We start from the raw sequence: 17,558 nt of genomic DNA, 5'->3' as shown, positions 1-17,558 counted from the left end.
CGCAGCCTGCAATCAGGGGCAAGTGTCGCGCATCGACGGCCGGCCGCCGGCCGCCTCGGGCACCAGCCACAGCAACCGATGCCTGCCGAGGCGCGCGGGGCCTTCCCGCCGGGCCAGCACCAACAAAGGAACGGGCCGAGGGCCCTCCAGGGCGAAACGCTGGCGGTATTGCTGGAGAAGGTCGAGATAGGTCTCCAGGGTCCAGCCCTGGGTCCCCCGCTCCTGGGCGGCCCAGAACTTGCGCAGGGCTTCCCGGCAGGCCTCCGCCCCGAAGTCCTCCCAGCAGAGCCGCTCGGCTTCCCACGGCGAGCGACCGGCTGCCACCAGCTCCCGGTAACGGCAGAGCTCGGGGGCCTCCTGGCTGCAATCCGGGGGCAGCCGCTGGGCGAGATGCTCCACCGAGACACGGCTCAGGCGCAGCCAGCAGCGTTCCAGCAGCAGCACAGGCAGGCCGCCGTGCCAGTGATCGCTGCGGCGCAGCTCAGCGTGGGTGCGGCGCAGCTCCTGCAGCTGGTCGTCCAGAAGGAACAGACCGTCCAGCGTTGCTGCCAGGCCGGCACGGTCATCGGAAGGCGGCACGGAGCAGACCCGGACGACAGCAACAATCATGCTGCGCCCTGCCGGGGTCTGCAGGGGCCTTGGCCTAAGGGAGAGGTGGTCGGGGGTGTGAGCCCCGTCACTTCTGAGCTAGAGAGGCATCGCCGCCGGGAGCCACCCGTGATGCCCCAGGACCCCCTGCGCCCAGCCGCACTGCCGTCGCTGCTGTCCTCACTGCTGTCAGCCGGCTGGGGCAGGCAGGGCCTGTTGCTGGCCGGAGGGGTGCTGGGTGGCGAGTTCATCCTGCGGTCGCTGCCCGGGGAAGGGTGGGGCCTGATGGGGCTGGCGGGAATCGCGGCGGGCTGGTGGTGGCTGGGCCGGCGGCCCGCCCGGCTGGCAACGTCGCGGCTGCCCAGCAGCTTCGAGGCCTGGCTGCGGCGCTGCGACGATCTCCTCGTGCAGTTCGAGCGGCTCGAAGGCGAGCCCGGCGAGGGCCAGGCGCGACGCCGCGAGGGCCTGGCCGCCCTGCGCGAGGAAGGGAACCGGCCCGGTTTGCATCTGGCCCTGGTGGGCTCCGTGGCCCCTGACGCCGCCTGGGCGCCCCAGCTGCAGCGGGCCCTGCGCGGTCGGCTGGGCCTGAGCCTGCGCTGGGGCGAAGCCCTCCCGGCGGTGAGCCAGGAGCGCCGCTGGCCGGACGGCCTCGCCGCCGCTGATGTGGTGCTGTTCCACCTGGTGTCCCCCCTGCGGGCCGCCGATCTGCGCTGGCTCGAGGCGGTCCCCGTGGGTCAGCCCGTCTGGCTGCTGGTGCAACCGGAGGCTCCCTGCGACCCGCAGGCTCTGGTGGCCGAGCTGGTGTCCCAGTGGCCCGCCGCCGCTCCGGAGCGGGTGCTGAGCTGGGACGGCCGCCCCGACGCGTTGACGGCCAGCCTGCAGCCCCTGGCCCGCTGGCTCAGCAGCGACGGTGCCGCCCTGCGCCGGGCCACACCGCTGCGGCGCAGCGAAGATCTCCACCGCCACTGGCAAGCGGAGCTGGAGCTCCTGCGACGGCAGCGACTCATGCAGCTGCAGCAGCGCACCCAGTGGGTCGTGGCGACCGGGGTGTTTGCCGCCCCCCTTGCCTCAATGGATCTGGTGGTGCTGGCGGCGGCCAATGGTCTGATGCTCCAGGAGATGGCCCGTCTCTGGGATTGCCCCTGGAGCGTGGAGCAGCTCAAGGCCGCCGCTGTCGAACTGGCCAAGGCCTCGCTGCTGCTGGGGGTGGTGGAGTGGAGCAGCCAGGCCTTGGCGGCGGCCGTACGCCTGCATGGCGCCACCTGGCTGGTGGGCGGGGCGCTCCAGGCCCTGAGCGCGGCCTATCTCACCCGGGTGGTGTGCCATGCCATGGCCGATGTGCTGGCCCTCTCAGCTGGCGTCGAGGCGCCGGACCTGGAGCGGATCAAGCGGGAGGCGCCGCTGCTGGTGGCGCGGGCGGCCGAGGCGGAAAAGCTCGACTGGCCCGGGTTCCTGCAGCAGGGACGTGACTGGCTCGGCCAGCAGCTGGCTTCCCTGGGGACCGGCTCCCTACCAGCCAGCACATAAAGACGATTCATGAAGTCTCTTCATCAACTTTTATTGAGTTCCGGCCCGATTACCTGAAGGATGATTGCGCTGTGAGCCCATCCAGAACGGCATTACTTAACGTGAATGCACCTCCCTTGTGGAGGTATCTCTCCTCTTACACCCGTCTTACTTCCATGACCACTGCCCTCCGCAGCGGCCGCTCCGGAAGCTGGGAAAGCTTCTGTGGCTGGGTCACCTCCACCAACAACCGCATCTACGTCGGTTGGTTCGGTGTGCTGATGATCCCCTGCCTGCTGGCTGCCGCCATCTGCTTCATCGTCGCCTTCATCGCGGCCCCATCCGTTGACATCGACGGCATCCGTGAGCCCGTCGCCGGCTCCCTGATCCAGGGCAACAACATCATCTCCGGTGCCGTTGTTCCTTCCAGCAACGCCATCGGCCTGCACCTCTATCCCATCTGGGAAGCCGCCAGCCTTGATGAGTGGCTGTACAACGGTGGCCCCTACCAGCTGGTGGTCTTCCACTTTCTGATCGGCATCTCGGCCTACATGGGCCGTCAGTGGGAACTCTCCTACCGCCTGGGCATGCGCCCCTGGATCTGCGTCGCCTACTCCGCCCCCCTCTCGGCGGCCTTCGCGGTGTTCCTGATCTATCCCTTCGGCCAGGGGTCCTTCTCCGATGGCATGCCCCTCGGCATCAGCGGCACCTTCAATTTCATGCTGGTGTTCCAGGCTGAGCACAACATCCTGATGCACCCGTTCCACATGCTGGGTGTGGCAGGTGTGTTCGGTGGCTCCCTGTTCTCCGCCATGCACGGTTCGCTCGTCACCAGCTCCCTGGTGCGTGAAACCACCGAGAGCGAGTCGCAGAACTACGGCTACAAGTTTGGCCAAGAGGAAGAGACCTACAACATCGTGGCCGCCCACGGTTACTTCGGTCGCCTGATCTTCCAGTACGCCTCGTTCAACAACAGCCGCAGCCTGCACTTCTTTCTGGCAGCCTGGCCGGTGGTCGGCATTTGGTTCACCGCCCTGGGCGTGAGCACGATGGCCTTCAACCTGAACGGCTTCAACTTCAACCAGTCGATCCTCGATGGCCAGGGCCGGGTGATCAACACCTGGGCCGACATCCTCAACCGTGCCGGCCTGGGCATGGAAGTGATGCACGAGCGCAATGCGCACAACTTCCCGCTTGATCTGGCCGCGACCCAGTCGATTCCCGTCGCCCTGCGCGCCCCGGCGATCGGCTGATCCAGCGATCGGTCCGGCCTCCGTGGCCAGGCGATGCATCCCTTGGCCCCCTCTGCGGAGGGGGCTTTTCTATGGCTTGAGCCAGCCACCGATCGGGGGGAACAACCGCCAAAATGTTCATGCCAAGCCTTCTCACTTGCCCACAGCCGGAATGCCTCAGCTCCGCAGGGATGGCCAGGGCCCACGCGGCCTCAGCAAACGTCTGACGCGGGTTCTCCTGGGCACCGCCCTTGTCGTGCCGCTGCTGGCGAGCGGCTGTGCCCGCAGGCCGGCGGAGAAGGGAACGCCCCCCGGACCCAAGGAGACGGGCGCGGCGCCGGATGGGCGCCCCCTGGTGCTCACCACCTTCACGATCCTGGCGGACATGACCCGCCAGGTGGCAGGCGAGCGGGTACGGGTGGAATCGATCACGCGCCTGGGCGACGAGGTTCACGGCTACGAGCCGACCCCCAGCGACCTGAAGCGGGCTTCGGGGGCCCAGATGGTGCTGGAGAACGGCTTCGGGCTGGAGCGCTGGGCCCAGCGCTTCTACGCCAGCCTCCGGGATGTGCCCCATGTGCCCCTCACCGCAGGAATCACACCCCTGCCGATCGCCAGCGACGCCCACCAGGGCCAGCCCAACCCCCATGCCTGGATGTCCCCCCGGCTGGCCAAGGTGTATGTGGAAAACATCCGCCTGGCCCTCACCCAGCTCGATCCCGCCGGCGCGGAGACCTTCCGCCGCAACGCCGAGCGCTACAACGCCCAGCTGGACGAGCTCCACAGGGAGCTGCAGGTGTCCCTGGGCCAGATCCCCCCCCGCCAGCGGGTGCTCGCCACCTGTGAAGGGGCCTTCTCCTACCTCGCCCGCGACTATGGCCTCACCGAGGCCTATCTGTGGCCGGTGAACGCCGAATCCCAGATCACACCCCAGCGCATGGCCCGCCTGATCGCCCTGGTGAAGGAGCGCCAGGTGCCGGCGGTGTTCTGCGAAAGCACGGTCAGCGCCGAGGCCCAGAAGCAGGTGGCCCGGCAGTCGGGGGCCCGCTTCGGGGGGGTGTTCCATGTGGATTCCCTCTCCCTGCCGGACGGTCCGGCCCCCAACCTGCTGGAGATGCAGCGTCATAACGTAAGAACCCTGCAAGCGGGACTGGCGGGGAATTGAACCGATGCCCTCGCGCCTTCCTCACCCCAGCGCCAACGAGCGCATCTCGGTTCGCCATCTCTGCGTCGATTACCACGGGGTGGTGGCCGTCCACGACGCCTCCCTGCATCTCGATGCCGGCAGCATCTGCGCCCTGGTGGGGATGAACGGGGCCGGCAAGTCCACCCTGTTCAAGGCCCTGATGGGCTTCGTGCGCCCGACGGCCGGCAGCATCGCCATCAATGGTCTGCCCTTGCACCAGGCCCGCCGGGCCAGGGCGGTGGCCTATGTCCCCCAGACCGAGAGCGTCGACTGGAACTTTCCGGTCAACGTCCATGAGGTGGTGATGATGGGCCGCTACGGCGCCATGAATCTGCTGCGGATACCCCGTCCGCTCGACCGGGAGGCGGTGCGGGAGGCGCTGGATCGGGTGGACCTGTGGCCGTTGCGCCACCGCCAGATCGGGGCCCTCTCCGGGGGCCAGCGCAAACGGGCCTTCCTGGCGCGGGCCCTGGCCCAGGGCGCCTCGGTGATGCTGCTCGATGAACCCTTCAACGGCGTCGACATCCGCACCGAGAAGCTGATGATCGAGCTGTTCGAGCAGTTCCGCCTTGAGGGGCGCACGCTGATGATCTCCACCCACGACCTCTCCCACGTCACCGGTTTCTGCGACCAGGTGGTGCTGATCAACAAGACCGTGCTCGCCTATGGCGAGACCGCCTCGGTGTTCACCAGCGAGAACCTGGCCCTGACCTTCGGTGGCCTGCGTCTGGAGGCGGAGTCGGCGACAGCCATGGACCCCGATCCGCAGGCGCCATGACCACCCTGCTCACCTGGCTAGTTGAACCGCTGCAGCAGGAGTTCATGGTGCGGGCCCTGCTGGTCAGCACCCTGGTCTCCTGTGTCTGCGGCCTGCTTTCCTGCTACATGACGCTCAAGGGCTGGGCCCTGATGGGCGATGCGGTGTCCCATGCGGTGATGCCCGGTGTGGTGATCGCCTACGCCCTGAATCTGCCCTTTGCGGTCGGGGCCTTTGTCTTTGGCGTCGGCTCGGTGGCCCTGATCGGCTTCATCAAGCAGATGACCCGGATCAAGGAGGACACCGTGATCGGGCTGGTGTTCACCGGCTTCTTCGCCCTCGGCCTGACGCTGATCTCCAAGGTGCGCAGCAGCCTCGACCTGTCCCACATCCTGTTCGGCAACGTGCTGGGCATCAGCTCCTCCGACATCCTCCAGACGGTGCTGATCAGCCTGCTGGTGCTGACCGTGCTGCTGGTGCTGCGCAAGGACCTGCTGCTGTTCTGCTTTGATCCCACCCACGCCCGCTCGATCGGCCTCCACACCGGCGTGCTGCATTACCTGCTGCTGTCGATGCTGTCGCTGGCGGCGGTGGCCGGCCTCCAGACGGTGGGGATCATCCTGGTGGTGGCGATGCTGGTCACCCCGGGGGCCACCGCCTACCTGCTCACCGATCGCTTCGACCGCATGGTGTGGCTCTCGATCCTTTCGGCGGTGCTCTCCAGCGTGGTGGGGATCTACTGGAGCTACTGGATGGATGCCTCCACGGCTGGCTGCATCGTGCTGGTGCAGACGCTGCTGTTCCTGCTCTGCTTCCTGCTGGCGCCCCGCCATGGTCTGCTGGCGCAGCGGCGCCGTTCCCCACGGGCCTCCCGCTTCCCCTCCGCGTGAGCGAGACAGCCAACGTCGCTGCGACGCCCTCGCCCGCCGACCAACGCTGGCCCTGGTGGCCGTTGCTGCCCCTCTACCCCTACGGCCGCCGCCGCACCCTGGTGCGGGAGCTGATCGCCGGCAGGCTGTGGAGCTTCGAGCAGGTGCAGGGGGTCTGGTACGTAGCGGTGCCGATCCGGATGCTGGTGCTGCGGGTGCGGGAGGGACTGCTGCTCTATGCCCCGGTGGCGCCCACCGCCGAGGTGCTCTCCCGCCTGCGGGAACTGGAGGAGCGCCACGGCCGGGTGTGCACCATCGTGCTGCCCACCGCATCGGGGTTGGAGCACAAGCTGCCGGTGCCGGCCATGGCCCGGGCCTTCCCCGCGGCCCAGGTATGGGTGTCGCCGAAGCAGTGGAGTTTCCCGCTGCCGCTGCCGTCCGCCTGGCTGGGGTTCCCCGCCTCCCGCACCCGGGTGCTGCTCAGCGATGGGGTACCCCACGGCGACCAGCTCGACTGGTTGCCCCTGGGCCCTCTCGACCTGGGGCTGGGCACCTTCCTGGAGATCGCCTGCTTCGATCGGGCCAGCGGCAGCCTGCTGCTGACCGATGCCCTGGTGGCGATTCCGCCGGAGCCGCCGGCGGTGTTCGATCTCGATCCCACGCCGCTGCTGTTCCATGCCCGCGAGCGGGGCGATGAACCGCTGCTGGATGATCCCCAGCGGCGCCGCAAGGGCTGGTGGCGGATGGTGCTGTTCGCCACCTACCTGCGGCCCAGGCCCCTGGAGGTGCCACCCCTGGGCGAGGTGCTGCGCCATTGCCTGGCACCGGGATGCCGCGGGGCCAGGGCCCATTTCGGCTTCTACCCGTTCCGCTGGCTGCCCGGCTGGCAGGAGGATTTCGAGGCCCTGACGCCGGGCGGCCGCAGCCGTTTGCAGGTGGCGGCGGTGTTGGAGCGGCTGGTGTTCCCCCGCCAGAGGCCTGCCCTGGTGGCCTGGATCCGCGTGCTGGCCGGCCTGAAGGATCTGCGCTGGGTGGTGCCGGCCCACCACGAGGCCCCCGTGGCTAGCTCAGCAGCGGAGCTCACCGCCCTGGCGGACCGGATCGCGACGGGGGAGTGGGCGCCTGATCAAGGCTCCTGGCAAACCCTGGCCGGAATCGACAACACGCTGGTGCGCCTGGGGCTGGTGCCGGGGGAGACACAACAGAGCCAAAAGCCTCAGCCCTGGTGAGCCGTTCCGGAAATAGCGACGAGAAACAGGCGTGTCTCCGGGTGCCCCGATCGTTCTTGCCTGCGGTGCCGGCGAAACCAACACCGCCATCGCCGATCGGATGGACCTGACGGGCATGACCGTCGGCAAGCGGTACCGGGAACTGGGGCTGGAAGGTCTGCACGACGAGCTGCGCCCCGGCCGGCCACGCATCTACGGGGACGACAGAGTCCATCGCTGGCTGCAGACCTTCTCGGTGCAGCCCCGCCGCCAGAAGCATCACCGTTGCGCGGAAGCCTGACGGCTACAAGCTCTCCACAGCTCCGTGAGAAGACGCAGATCCAACCTCTGGACAGGACTCAGCGCTGTTACCCATGGGTCTTGGGTACGTCGAGGGCGTGACCCACGACTACATCCGCCACGGCAACACAACTCTGTTGGCGGCGCTGAACGTGGCCACCAGCGAGGTGATCACTCAGTGCAAGCGCTGCAGCGACTTTGCTCACAGATCTCGGGGAAGACCCAGTCGTCCTGGGCTGAAAATCGAGAATGCCTGGATAGGTCGATCACTTCCAGTCGGATGGTGGCTGAGGTGCCAAGAGGCTCTCCCCGCACTGAGGCTCGGCATAACCTCTTCAGGCTACTCCCGATGTCACCTGGTTGTTCGTTGCGACAACCTGAAGCCCGCTGATCCTCTGCGGCTTTGGAACTTATCCTGCCACTGCTGAAGGAGCGTCCGTTCCCTGCCTTTGCGCTTAGTAAAAGAAGCGAAGCCCACCACCAGCACGAAAGCTGAGAGAACCGTACCGATGCTGCCCTGGGTAATTTGCCACAGAACGGAGGGCTGGATCCCCTTGAGGCGATCGCCGGCTCGGATTTCCATCTGCTCCAAGCTCTCCAGCAGGCCGTTGCGCAATTGCGGCCAGGGCTGGGTCAGGTCGGTGGGCCTCAGGGGGGGAGCCTTGAGTGCCTGCCAGCGGCGTTGCAGGTCCTGGGTGTTGGTGGATGTGTTGATCGCCTCCCGCAGGGCCGAGATCCTGCCGGTCACCTGCCTGAGCTGATTGTTCTGCTCCATTTTCGCGGTGCCGATGCCGCGCCACACGGCGTAGCCCTGGAGGGGGATGAGGAGGAGAAACCCCAGCACGGGGATCAGAGCCCAGGTGGCGAAGTCATTGCGTCGACGGCCCAGATGGGGATTGGCGGGATCGAGATAGGCGGCCAAGTGGACAAGGGCCAGGCCAAGAAGAGCGAGGAAGCCGTTGACAATCAGCGCGTTCGTGAACCGCAACTGCCAGGCCGGATCCAGGAGGGCCGTCGGCAGGATGGCGGCGAGCACCACCACCACGTAGAGGCTGAGAAGGCAGACGGCGAGGATCCCCAGCTGGGCAGCCATGAGCCGGGGAGCATGCGCAGTCGCCTCGACACTTTGCTCGTGGTGCGCAGGTGAACGGGCCATGGCGGACAGATAGGGAAGGGAAGTGAGGAACGGAAGTTCCGTCGCTGATCCGGCTGCGACTAAAGGCGCCCGATCAGCGGGTGGTGGGGTCTCAGGAGGCTCTGAGCAGCCGGCAGTGCTGGTGCCGAAAGGTTCACAGCCAGCCGCTCGAAGCACGACAATTGCGGCGTTTTCCGCCAAGAGAATGGTCATGCCGGGCGGCGGTCCCTGGAAAAACTTCGGCCTTTGCTGGATGGCTTTTGATACACGAAGCGCGGTTGAATGTCACACAACATTATTGGATTAGTGACATGACTCAGTCGCTCGAAATTGAGTGTCGCCTGGGTCGTTGAGGATCTCCATCGCCGCTTAGGGTAGCGCCAAGCCGCTCGTGCTGCCGTTGTTCGAGTGGCCAGGACTTAGCCGTGAGGGAGGTAAGGCAGAGCGAACAATAGTGATGCTTTTATGGGAATGCGGAGGCTGACAAAAGAGAAGGCAGCGTGCTGCTGGAGCGACAGTATTTCAAAAAAAGTCCCCGTTTTGACAGGGCCAAAACGGGGACATCCATGCGAGCTAATCCTAGGGAGTTGTTCAGTGTTACTGGGGGCAATCAGCCGAGTTTGTGGCTACCGCTGATACGCTTCCGTAGCTTACGACTGTAGCCGAAGGCAACGCCTAAACCAAGAAGTGGCAGGGGGCCAGGAACAGTGTCAGTTTCTGGTCCTGGTCCTGGGATGTCTGAACCGAAGGTGATGTCATCAAACACGATCTGGTTGGCGACGCCACCAAAACCGATCGACTTTGCTGTGCCCGGGAACAGCACGCCGGATGGCGAGAACGGACAGAAATCAGCATCGAATCCAGGGCAAGACCCGGCATTGGGGGTCAAGTTGAGCGACGCCAGTAAGTTGCCGGTCCCGTTCAATCCATCGTAAACTCCAACGCTGCCATTAAAGCTGAATGAGACGTAATTGAATGAGAATCCGGTATCAAAACCTGAAGCGTAATTCAGGAAGGTTTCGCTTCCGGAGAGGAAGAACAACGCCCCTTTCTGGGATGCAGGATCGCCAAGGCCGCCTCGCGAAGTATTGGAACAGCTCGTCCCCACTTCATTGAGACAGATCAACAGGGCATTATCCCCAAACGAAATCCCCAAGTCGGGGCCAGAGGTGCCGATACTGCTAGTGCCGCCATTGTAAAACTCTTGAATGAAAACATTATTGCCATTAGGATATGGAGCGATGTCCTCAAAATCAAGGCTGACAACTGCTGCGTTCGCCGAAGTAGCACCGAAGCCCAAAGCACTGGCGACCAGCACGGCGCCAACAACGCCTGAGTAAGCCGCCTTGTTGCGTCGGAAGCCATGGATGGGTAAAGCTGGTTTAGAGGGCATTGAAGTTCACCTAAATGACTTTGATGGAATCAAACAGTGGAAGCCTAGGCTTACTGGGCACACAAATTTTATGCCATGAAGGGATGCTTTCCCCTGGCCGCTTACCGTCAATATGATGCAGTTCTGCCGCAGCCAAATCGTTTGCTTGTTTGGCCGCTTGTCCGTGATTCCAGAAGATTCCTTTATTTTTAGACAGCCATTGGTATTCCAAAGTCAAGGTGAATCTGGCTAGCGGGTGGGGTTCGCCCAATTTCGTGGACACCGATCAGGATTTGACTGGAGTGAGACCCTCCTGCAGGCAGAGCTCCACGACCTCAGCTTTCTGCTGCGCTGTGAACCGGCACCTGTTTCTGATGGGGTTGGTCATCGAGGGACAGTTGGTGATCAAGGCGTGACTCCTATCGACTTGTCCTCAGAACCGGGAGAGGCCCATCAGGCGATCGTGCGCACCGCGGGACCACCTGCGCCGCAACCTCAACAGCGCCGAAATGGAGCCGATTGCCACGGCAAACACCACCAGGGGCGCCCCAGGGTCAAGCAAGAACTGGTGATCCACGCCATCGCCATGCCTGGCACCACGATGGCGGCACGCCTCGCTGATCACGGTGGTGCGCCGGCCCCCGGTGATCGGGTGGGGGTGATCCTCAAGGCCAAAGCTTTCGGCGACTGGATTGAAGCCCGCCTCCAGCACCGCCGCGACAAGCTCAATGTCGGAGCTGTGCTCACCCTTGAGACCCGTTGGGCGCAGAAATACGGCCAGGAGGGCAATCCGAAAGGCGATGCGTACGGCGGCGAGGAGGTTCGCTTCTCATGGCCCACCACGCCAAGATTCGCCTCAGCGAGAAGGGACGGAATCCCCCACGGTCGGCCTTCTGCCGCACGCGCCGGCCGATCACCACCACCGTCCGGGTCAGCCGCCCGCTGTGGCTGCTGTGGCTGAAATTGACCCTGCAGCTGAGCACGATCCTGCTGGTCCTTGCGGGTCCGGCGCCCCTATCCCCTCGCCTTCCCAGCCATGAGCAGCACGTCCGCTCTGGTGCCCTATGCGTTTTGAGGGGCAACGCATTCGGATGACCACCGATGGTCTCACCCTTGGCCTGCTCAACGCGGCAGGCCTGCTGCGCCTCTTTCTTGTTGGCGGCAGCGAACGGGCCGGGTGGGGGAGTGGCGCGGGCAGGGGCGGGGCCCGCAGGAGTTCCACTACGACCCTGTCTGGCTGACGTGCCGCAGTTCAAGCCCCTCTCGCTCTCGCTGCCGGTTGGCCTGGGCCACCCGGCGCTGCGGGGGGAGCCATCGGCCACCTGCTGCAGGGTGTGGTGGCTGAACCGCTTCCAGGCAGCACGGCCGCAGCCGACAAGGAACTGCGCCTCTCGATCGCCGGAGCCCAGGAGAAAACCGCCCTGCTCAGGCATCAGAACCAGTGGTGGCGATGGCCTGGCTGGGCAGGCGGAGCTGTCCAGCGGCTTCCCGGAACAGCTGGCCTCCTCCATCCTGGGCGGGCTGCAGGCCTCCGCCGAGCGCCTGCAGGGCAGGCCAGCTGAAGCCCAGGAGGTCGAAAGGGAGCGTCGCAGGGGTCCTCAGCCTGTGCGCAGGTCTTGCTCCATCCGCTGGGACGCCCGCTCAAAAGGCGGTATCCACCTCACACACGGCCTGGAGAGGCTCTGAAGTGCTGATCCGATCGTTCACGGGAAACACGAGGGCATCGTTACTGACTATTTGCTGAATAATGGCCATCGCAGGATTCGACTCCTTGAATTAATGCTGCCTGCTTTCTCAACACAGGATGGTAACGCTCAAATACAGAACACATCTGCATCCAATGTGCAGCGCCGCGATCTCCTTCAACCTTGCACCTGCTAGTTTTCTATAATTGTGATTTATGAATAGGTTCATGTCAGCCCTGGTTCTCATGTGCCTGGCGCTTCATTCTTCCGCTCACTTGCGTTGATTCCCAAGTGAAGCACTCTCTAAAAGGTATGCTGAACAGGCGTGTCACACGATCCGACGTAAACCCTTTGGTGGCAGTCGTGTTGAGTTGTATTGTCTCTACTTTCCTTTTCCCGGCAAAGGCTGAAGCACTACAGACATTTCTGTTTAACTTTGACAAGCTCCTAATTGATGGCGATCCCGTCCGCATCGAAGGCGGCAGACTTCGTATTACGACTGAAAGTACGAGGTCAACCGTGAATGGGTTTTCTGGATATTTAATGAGGAGCATCACTGGGACAGACGAAGGAAATGAAGTAACTGCGTTATTGCCCGCAGGCTTTTTTGATCCGCTTCTATCTGGGCTTCCCACCGACAATCTCTTTAATCCTTCGGTTGGCAGTCCGCCAACAGAGTACCAGTTTTCAGGCAACGGCTTTGCCTACGCCGTGGGAGACAGGCTCTATCAATTCTACTTCGGAGAGTATGAATTGCCATCGAGATCTCGATTCAGTCCTCTTGAATACGATTATCGTGGTATCCCTTGTATCAAAAATCCGAATGCACTTGAATGCAGAGAACGAGCAAGAAGGCCAGAGATTATTTCGGTAGAGACAATTCCCGTTCCGACACCTGGCCCTCTACCCCTCTTAGGGCTAGGTGCCGCCTACGGCTACAGCCGCAAGCTTCGCAAGAGAGTCCAGTCACGCAGGACACCAGCCGGTATGACCTCGATCAAATGGGACCAGGCACGAAGCAATAATGCCGCAGCTGCGATCCAGCCCTGACATGACGTGACCCCCATCAGTGGTCCAGTTCCCATGAGAGCTGGTGAGGTATTTAGGCCGCTCTCCACTGCAGGAGGACGTCTAGTGTGTTGTCCCGGAAATAGCAACACGATAGTCCTTGTCCCCCGAGGTGGCCTGTGGCGCTTGGTCGTCCGATGCCTCAGCTCGTCCTCACTGAGGACGAGGTTCAACAGATGCAGGCTCTCGCGAGTTCCCGTTCACTGCCGCATTTGATCGTGCAGCGCGCCCAGGTCGTGTTGAACTCTGGCTGCAGACCTTCTCAGTCCAGCCCCATCACCAGAAGCATCACCGCTGCGCGGAAGCCTGACGGCTACAAGCGCTCCACCGATCCGTGAGAAGACGCAGATCCAGGCGCTGGACCGCCCCCAGCCGCTACTGCCCATGGGCCTGGCGTCACGGCACCCACCACCTGTTCGCTGCTCTGGATGTGGCCATCGGCGAGGTGCTGATCCAGTGCAGACGGCGCCATGGGCACCAGGAATTCAGGAATTCCTGGGGTTCCTGCGCCTGATCGAAAGGTCCGCTCCCGAGGGCCTGGACGTCCATCGGATCGTGAACAACTACTGCAATCACAGGCGCTCTCTAGCCTTCGGTCACCCGCGAAGCGGTAGGTCCGCGCCTGGCTGGGGCATCGGCGCCGCTTCCGCGTCCACGATTCACCCACCAACGCCTCCTGGCTAAGGCTGACGTTATCCGGATGCCTTAGTCAGGTGTAGCGCTGGTTTGGGGTGATCACCCACAACTTACGCGCAGCGTTAAGAGCTGATCGCCAAAATCGAGCGATACGTGGCCGCCTACAACAAAACCAAAGCACCCTTCACAAGTGGAGCGCGACAGAGGACTCAATCCTTGAGAAGCTCCAGCGACTTTGCTCGCAAATCACCGGGACGGGACACTAGAGCTCCAGTTCGCCGGGATCGTCGTCGAGGCCGGTCTCGAAACCACCGCTGCCGAGCATGGCCGATTCCAGCTCCATGCGCTGCTCCATCTGGCGCAGGAAGTAGCCGGTCATCATCGCCGAGGCCAGCAGGCCGGCGAGGTTGTCGCGGCTGGCTTGGATCTTCACCTCGAACTGCTCGCCGGGGAGCATGCCCAGCAAGCCCTGGACGTTGTGACGAATGATGTCCTGGATGTCGCCGGTGGCCGAGCGGGCCACCCTCTGGAGCACGTCTGGGGACTGTTCCTGCAGGTACTGAATCAGCGAATTGTCGCTGATCGCCTCGTTATCGGCGGTCAGGAACTCCGGGTTGAACATTTCCCCTCCGGTGTGCGCTGCAACACGACATGCACCCTAACGCAGTCCATCATGGAGCTTCCCCTGCGTGGGGAGAGGAGAACCCAACCGGACCGAACCGGGCCAGGGGCCAGTAGCGCCAGATGGCCGTACCGATCAGATCGGCCTCCGGCAGGGGTCCCCAGAGATGGGAATCGAGGCTGGCATTGCGGTTGTCCCCCAGCACCAGCACCTCGCCGGCGGGAACCACAAAGGGCTCCAGGGCATAGGCCATCGGTTCGCGGGCCCAGTCCGGCTCGGCAGGGCTGCCATTGCGCCAAAGCTGGCCGTTCCTGACTTCCACCTGATCGCCGGCCACCGCCACAACCCGCTTGATCAGGGCCGTGCGGGCGTCGTAGCCCGCCTCCTGCAGCCGGGCCGGCGGGTGGAACACCACGATGCTGCCCGTGCGCACACCGGAGCCGAAACGGGGCGTGAGCTTCTCTACCAGGATTCGGTCCTGGAGCTGCAGGGTGGGCAGCATCGAGCCCGAGGGGATCCAGCGGGGCTCCACCACCGCCCAGCGCAGCATCAGGGCCAGCAGCACCCAGAGCAGCAGGCGGGCGAATTGCTGCAGCCATCCACTGGCCCCAGGCTGGGGGCCGGAGGGGGGCGTGGCGATGGCGGAGCCGCTGGCCATGGCGAAGCCGTCGATGAGGATGATCCCCCCATCCTGAACAGTGGAGCGTCCCCCGTGGCCGGGCCCCCGTCATCGCTGGCCAATGTGGCGGCGGCCCTGACGCTGCTGAAAGCGCTGCGCCGCGGCGGGCTGGCCCATGGGGTGCTCTGCCCGGGCAGTCGCTCGGCGCCCCTGGCGGTGGCCGCCGCCCTGCTGGAGCCCGGCGGCCTGCGCTTGCACACCGCCATCGATGAGCGCAGCGCCGCCTTTTTCGCCCTCGGCCTGGGTCGGGGCAGCGGCCAGCCCGTGGCGGTGATCACCACTTCCGGCACCGCTGTCGCCAACCTGCTGCCCGCCGCCGTGGAGGCCGATTTCGGCGCCCTGCCCCTGCTGCTGCTCACGGCCGACCGGCCGGCCCAGCTCAAGGGCTGCGGCGCCAACCAGAGCGTCAACCAGGAGGCCTTTCTGGCCTGCAGCTGCCGCTGGCTGGGCAGCGGCGCCCCCGAGGGGCTGGCGGCGATGGCGCCCAAGGAGCTGGAGGCCCTCGCCAGCGCCGCCCTTGCCGCCGCCCAAGGGGATGGGGCCGGGCGCGGCGCTGGCCCGGTCCACCTCAACCTGCCCTTCGCCGAACCGCTGCATGCCGGTGGCGGGGAGTTGACCCAACTGGCCGCCACGCTCTCCAGCCAGCCAGCGGGCGCTGCCCCCCCGACCCCGTTGGGCAACCCGCCGGCACCTCCACGCTTCGCCACCGCAGACGCCGCGACCCTGGACCCGGACCGTCCCGGCGTGGTGGTGGCCGGGCCCTGGCGCGGCAGCCCCTGCGCCTGGCACGCCCACGTGGAGGCCCTGCGGTGCTGGCAACGGCGCAGCGGCTGGCCCGTGCTGGCCGATGCCCTCTCGAGCCTGCGGGGTCTGCCGGGACTCACCACCGTGAAGGCCTACGACCTGATCCTGGCGGAGGGCTCCTCCAGTGCGACGGCGATCGGGGGCCTGCAGGTGTTGCGCCTGGGGCCCCTGCCCGCCAGCCGTCGCCTGCAGCGCTGGCTGGCCGCCCAGGTCGGACCCCAGGTGCTGGTGAGCGAAGGGGACGGGCGTCCCCTCGACCCCCTCCGGCTGGTGCGGGCCCAATGCGGCGCTGGCCTGGCGGCCTGGCTGGCGGCCCAACCCCAGCCCACCGAAGCGGGCGAGGCCGCAGGGGAATCGCTGGCGCTGGCGGACCGCTGGCGCCAGGCGGAGGCTCAGGTGCAGGCACTGCTGGAGCAGGAGCTGGCCGAAGAGGAGGGGGAGCCGGCCCTGGCCCGCCGGCTCAGCCGGCTGCTGCCGGCGGGGCTGCCGGTGCTGCTGGCCAACAGCAGCCCCGTGCGCGACTGGGAAAGCTTTGCCCACCCGGGCGCCCTAACGCGGCCGATGCACGGCTTCCGGGGGGCCTCGGGGATCGATGGCACCCTCTCGAGCGCCTGCGGCCTGGCCGAGGCCCTGGGCGAGCTGGTGCTGGTGAGCGGCGATCTGGCCCTGCTCCATGATGCCAATGGCTGGCTGTGGCGGAGCCAGCTGCGGGGACGCCTCACCGTGGTGCTGATCGACAACGGGGGGGGCGGCATCTTCGAGCAGCTGCCCATCCGCACCGAGCCGGCGGCGGCGATGGATTTCGAGCGATTGTTCGCCATGCCCCAGGCGGTGGATCCCCTGGCGCTGGCGGCAGTGCACGGGGTGCCGGGCCGGCGGGTGGCGTGCCTGGCGGCCCTGGAGAGCGATCTGGCCTGGGCACGGCAGCAGCCGATGGCGCTGCTGGTGATCGCCACCGACCGACGCCGTGATGCCGCCCTGCGGCAACGGCTGCGCACAATGGCCGCAGCCCAGGTCACGTCCCCATGACCCCCGTTCCCCCGCCCCTGCCGAGCTGGACCAGCGCCGGCGACTACAGCGACATCCGCTTCGAGACCAGCGGCGATGGGATCGCCCGGATCAGCCTCAACCGGCCCGAGAAGCGCAACGCCTTCCGGCCGCTCACCGTGCAGGAACTCTGTGATGCCTTCAACCGGGTCCGGGACGACCCCTGCATCGGCGTGGTGCTGTTCACCGGCGCGGGCCCAGCCGCCGATGGCGTCTGGGCCTTCTGCGCCGGAGGCGACCAGAGCGTGCGCGGTGATGGCGGCTACCTCGACGCTGCGGGGCTGCCGCGGCTGAACGTGCTCGACCTGCAACGCATCATCCGCAGCCTGCCCAAGGTGGTGATCGCCCTGGTGGCGGGTTATGCCATCGGCGGCGGCCAGGTGCTGCACCTGCTCTGCGACCTGAGCCTGGCGGCCGAAAATGCCGTCTTCGGCCAGACCGGGCCGCGGGTGGGCAGCTTCGATGGCGGCTTCGGCGCCGGCTATCTGGCCCGGGTGGTGGGGCAGCGCAAGGCCCGGGAGATCTGGTTCCTGTGCCGGCGCTACAACGCCGACCAGGCCCTGGCCATGGGGTTGGTGAACGCCGTGGTGCCCCTGGAGGATCTGGAGCGCGAGGGGGTGGCCTGGGCCCGGGAGGTGCTGCAGCACAGCCCCACGGCGATCCGTTGCCTCAAGGCCGCCTTCAATGCCGAAACCGACGGCCTGGCCGGGATCCAGGAGCTGGCGGGCCAGGCCACCCATCTTTTCTACCGGACCAGCGAAGGCCAGGAGGGACGCAATGCCTTCCTGGAGAAGCGGGACCCAGACTTTTCCGAGGCGCCCTGGCTGCCCTGATCGGCCCCTGGCCCTTCTTTAGTGCGTGGGA

Annotated in this window: 16 protein-coding genes and 1 pseudogene; 12 read left to right on the top strand and 5 right to left on the bottom strand. The window is 65.7% G+C overall.

Annotated elements, in window-relative coordinates:
* Nucleotides 1-12: 12 nt before the first annotated feature.
* Nucleotides 13-579: a hypothetical protein gene (locus tag KBZ33_RS05710; RefSeq protein ID WP_254951260.1), complete on the bottom strand. Its 567-nt coding sequence runs from the start codon at nt 577-579 to the stop codon at nt 13-15.
* A 141-nt stretch (nt 580-720) separates the two neighbouring features.
* On the opposite strand from KBZ33_RS05710, the gene KBZ33_RS05705 reads away from it, so the two are divergent.
* The 8 genes and pseudogenes from KBZ33_RS05705 to KBZ33_RS05670 all read left to right on the top strand — a co-directional run.
* A complete protein-coding gene (locus tag KBZ33_RS05705) occupies nt 721-2,115 on the top strand; it encodes a YcjF family protein (protein WP_254951262.1) in 1,395 nt (464 codons plus the stop codon).
* A gap of 155 nt (nt 2,116-2,270) precedes the next feature.
* Nucleotides 2,271-3,347, top strand: coding sequence for a photosystem II q(b) protein (gene psbA / locus KBZ33_RS05700; protein WP_254951264.1), 1,077 nt, complete (start codon nt 2,271-2,273; stop codon nt 3,345-3,347).
* 151 nt (nt 3,348-3,498) lie between these two features.
* The gene (locus tag KBZ33_RS05695) at nt 3,499-4,491 is read left to right on the top strand and encodes a metal ABC transporter substrate-binding protein (protein WP_254951266.1); all 993 of its coding nucleotides are present in this window, start codon (nt 3,499-3,501) and stop codon (nt 4,489-4,491) included.
* Nucleotides 4,492-4,495: 4 nt separating this feature from the next.
* A complete protein-coding gene (locus KBZ33_RS05690; protein ID WP_254951268.1) occupies nt 4,496-5,290 on the top strand; it encodes a metal ABC transporter ATP-binding protein in 795 nt (264 codons plus the stop codon).
* Nucleotides 5,287-6,159 carry a metal ABC transporter permease gene (locus tag KBZ33_RS05685; RefSeq protein ID WP_254951269.1) on the top strand — a complete coding sequence of 291 codons (873 nt, stop codon included), beginning with the start codon at nt 5,287-5,289 and terminating at the stop codon, nt 6,157-6,159. Before KBZ33_RS05690 ends, KBZ33_RS05685 begins: the two co-directional genes overlap by 4 nt.
* A complete protein-coding gene (locus KBZ33_RS05680; RefSeq protein WP_254951271.1) occupies nt 6,156-7,367 on the top strand; it encodes a DUF4336 domain-containing protein in 1,212 nt (403 codons plus the stop codon). Before KBZ33_RS05685 ends, KBZ33_RS05680 begins: the two co-directional genes overlap by 4 nt.
* 31 nt (nt 7,368-7,398) lie before the next feature.
* Nucleotides 7,399-7,647 carry a hypothetical protein gene (locus tag KBZ33_RS05675; RefSeq protein ID WP_254951273.1) on the top strand — a complete coding sequence of 83 codons (249 nt, stop codon included), beginning with the start codon at nt 7,399-7,401 and terminating at the stop codon, nt 7,645-7,647.
* A gap of 26 nt (nt 7,648-7,673) precedes the next feature.
* Nucleotides 7,674-7,819 (top strand): annotated as a pseudogene (locus tag KBZ33_RS05670) (IS630 family transposase); the annotation flags it as partial.
* A 179-nt stretch (nt 7,820-7,998) separates the two neighbouring features.
* On the opposite strand, the gene KBZ33_RS05665 reads toward KBZ33_RS05670, so the two are convergent.
* Entirely contained in the window at nt 7,999-8,739 is a 741-nt protein-coding gene (locus KBZ33_RS05665) for a hypothetical protein (protein ID WP_254951275.1), read from the bottom strand.
* Between the two features lie 652 nt (nt 8,740-9,391).
* Nucleotides 9,392-10,099, bottom strand: coding sequence for a hypothetical protein (locus KBZ33_RS05660; protein ID WP_254951277.1), 708 nt, complete (start codon nt 10,097-10,099; stop codon nt 9,392-9,394).
* Between the two features lie 640 nt (nt 10,100-10,739).
* On the opposite strand from KBZ33_RS05660, the gene KBZ33_RS05655 reads away from it, so the two are divergent.
* Together KBZ33_RS05655 and KBZ33_RS05650 are read left to right on the top strand one after the other, a co-directional pair.
* Entirely contained in the window at nt 10,740-11,114 is a 375-nt protein-coding gene (locus KBZ33_RS05655) for a hypothetical protein (RefSeq protein ID WP_254951279.1), read from the top strand.
* A 1,078-nt stretch (nt 11,115-12,192) separates the two neighbouring features.
* Nucleotides 12,193-12,888: a hypothetical protein gene (locus KBZ33_RS05650; protein WP_254951281.1), complete on the top strand. Its 696-nt coding sequence runs from the start codon at nt 12,193-12,195 to the stop codon at nt 12,886-12,888.
* A gap of 916 nt (nt 12,889-13,804) precedes the next feature.
* On the opposite strand, the gene KBZ33_RS05640 is transcribed toward KBZ33_RS05650, so the two are convergent.
* Nucleotides 13,805-14,164 carry a DUF760 domain-containing protein gene (locus KBZ33_RS05640; RefSeq protein ID WP_254951283.1) on the bottom strand — a complete coding sequence of 120 codons (360 nt, stop codon included), beginning with the start codon at nt 14,162-14,164 and terminating at the stop codon, nt 13,805-13,807.
* 49 nt (nt 14,165-14,213) lie between these two features.
* Nucleotides 14,214-14,822, bottom strand: a complete 609-nt coding sequence (lepB, locus tag KBZ33_RS05635) for a signal peptidase I (RefSeq protein WP_254951284.1) — start codon at nt 14,820-14,822, stop codon at nt 14,214-14,216.
* Between the two features lie 54 nt (nt 14,823-14,876).
* On the opposite strand from lepB, the gene menD reads away from it, so the two are divergent.
* Both menD and menB read left to right on the top strand, forming a co-directional pair.
* Nucleotides 14,877-16,676 carry a 2-succinyl-5-enolpyruvyl-6-hydroxy-3-cyclohexene-1-carboxylic-acid synthase gene (gene menD / locus KBZ33_RS05630; protein WP_254951287.1) on the top strand — a complete coding sequence of 600 codons (1,800 nt, stop codon included), beginning with the start codon at nt 14,877-14,879 and terminating at the stop codon, nt 16,674-16,676.
* Entirely contained in the window at nt 16,673-17,527 is an 855-nt protein-coding gene (gene menB, locus KBZ33_RS05625; RefSeq protein WP_254951289.1) for a 1,4-dihydroxy-2-naphthoyl-CoA synthase, read from the top strand. Before menD ends, menB begins: the two co-directional genes overlap by 4 nt.
* Nucleotides 17,528-17,558: the final 31 nt, after the last annotated feature.

Origin of the sequence: Cyanobium sp. Cruz-8D1 (assembly GCF_024345975.1) — a bacterium.
GTDB lineage: Bacteria > Cyanobacteriota > Cyanobacteriia > PCC-6307 > Cyanobiaceae > Cyanobium.
The sequence above is the reverse complement of the archived record's forward strand: the minus strand, read 5'-3'. Positions and strand labels throughout refer to the sequence as shown.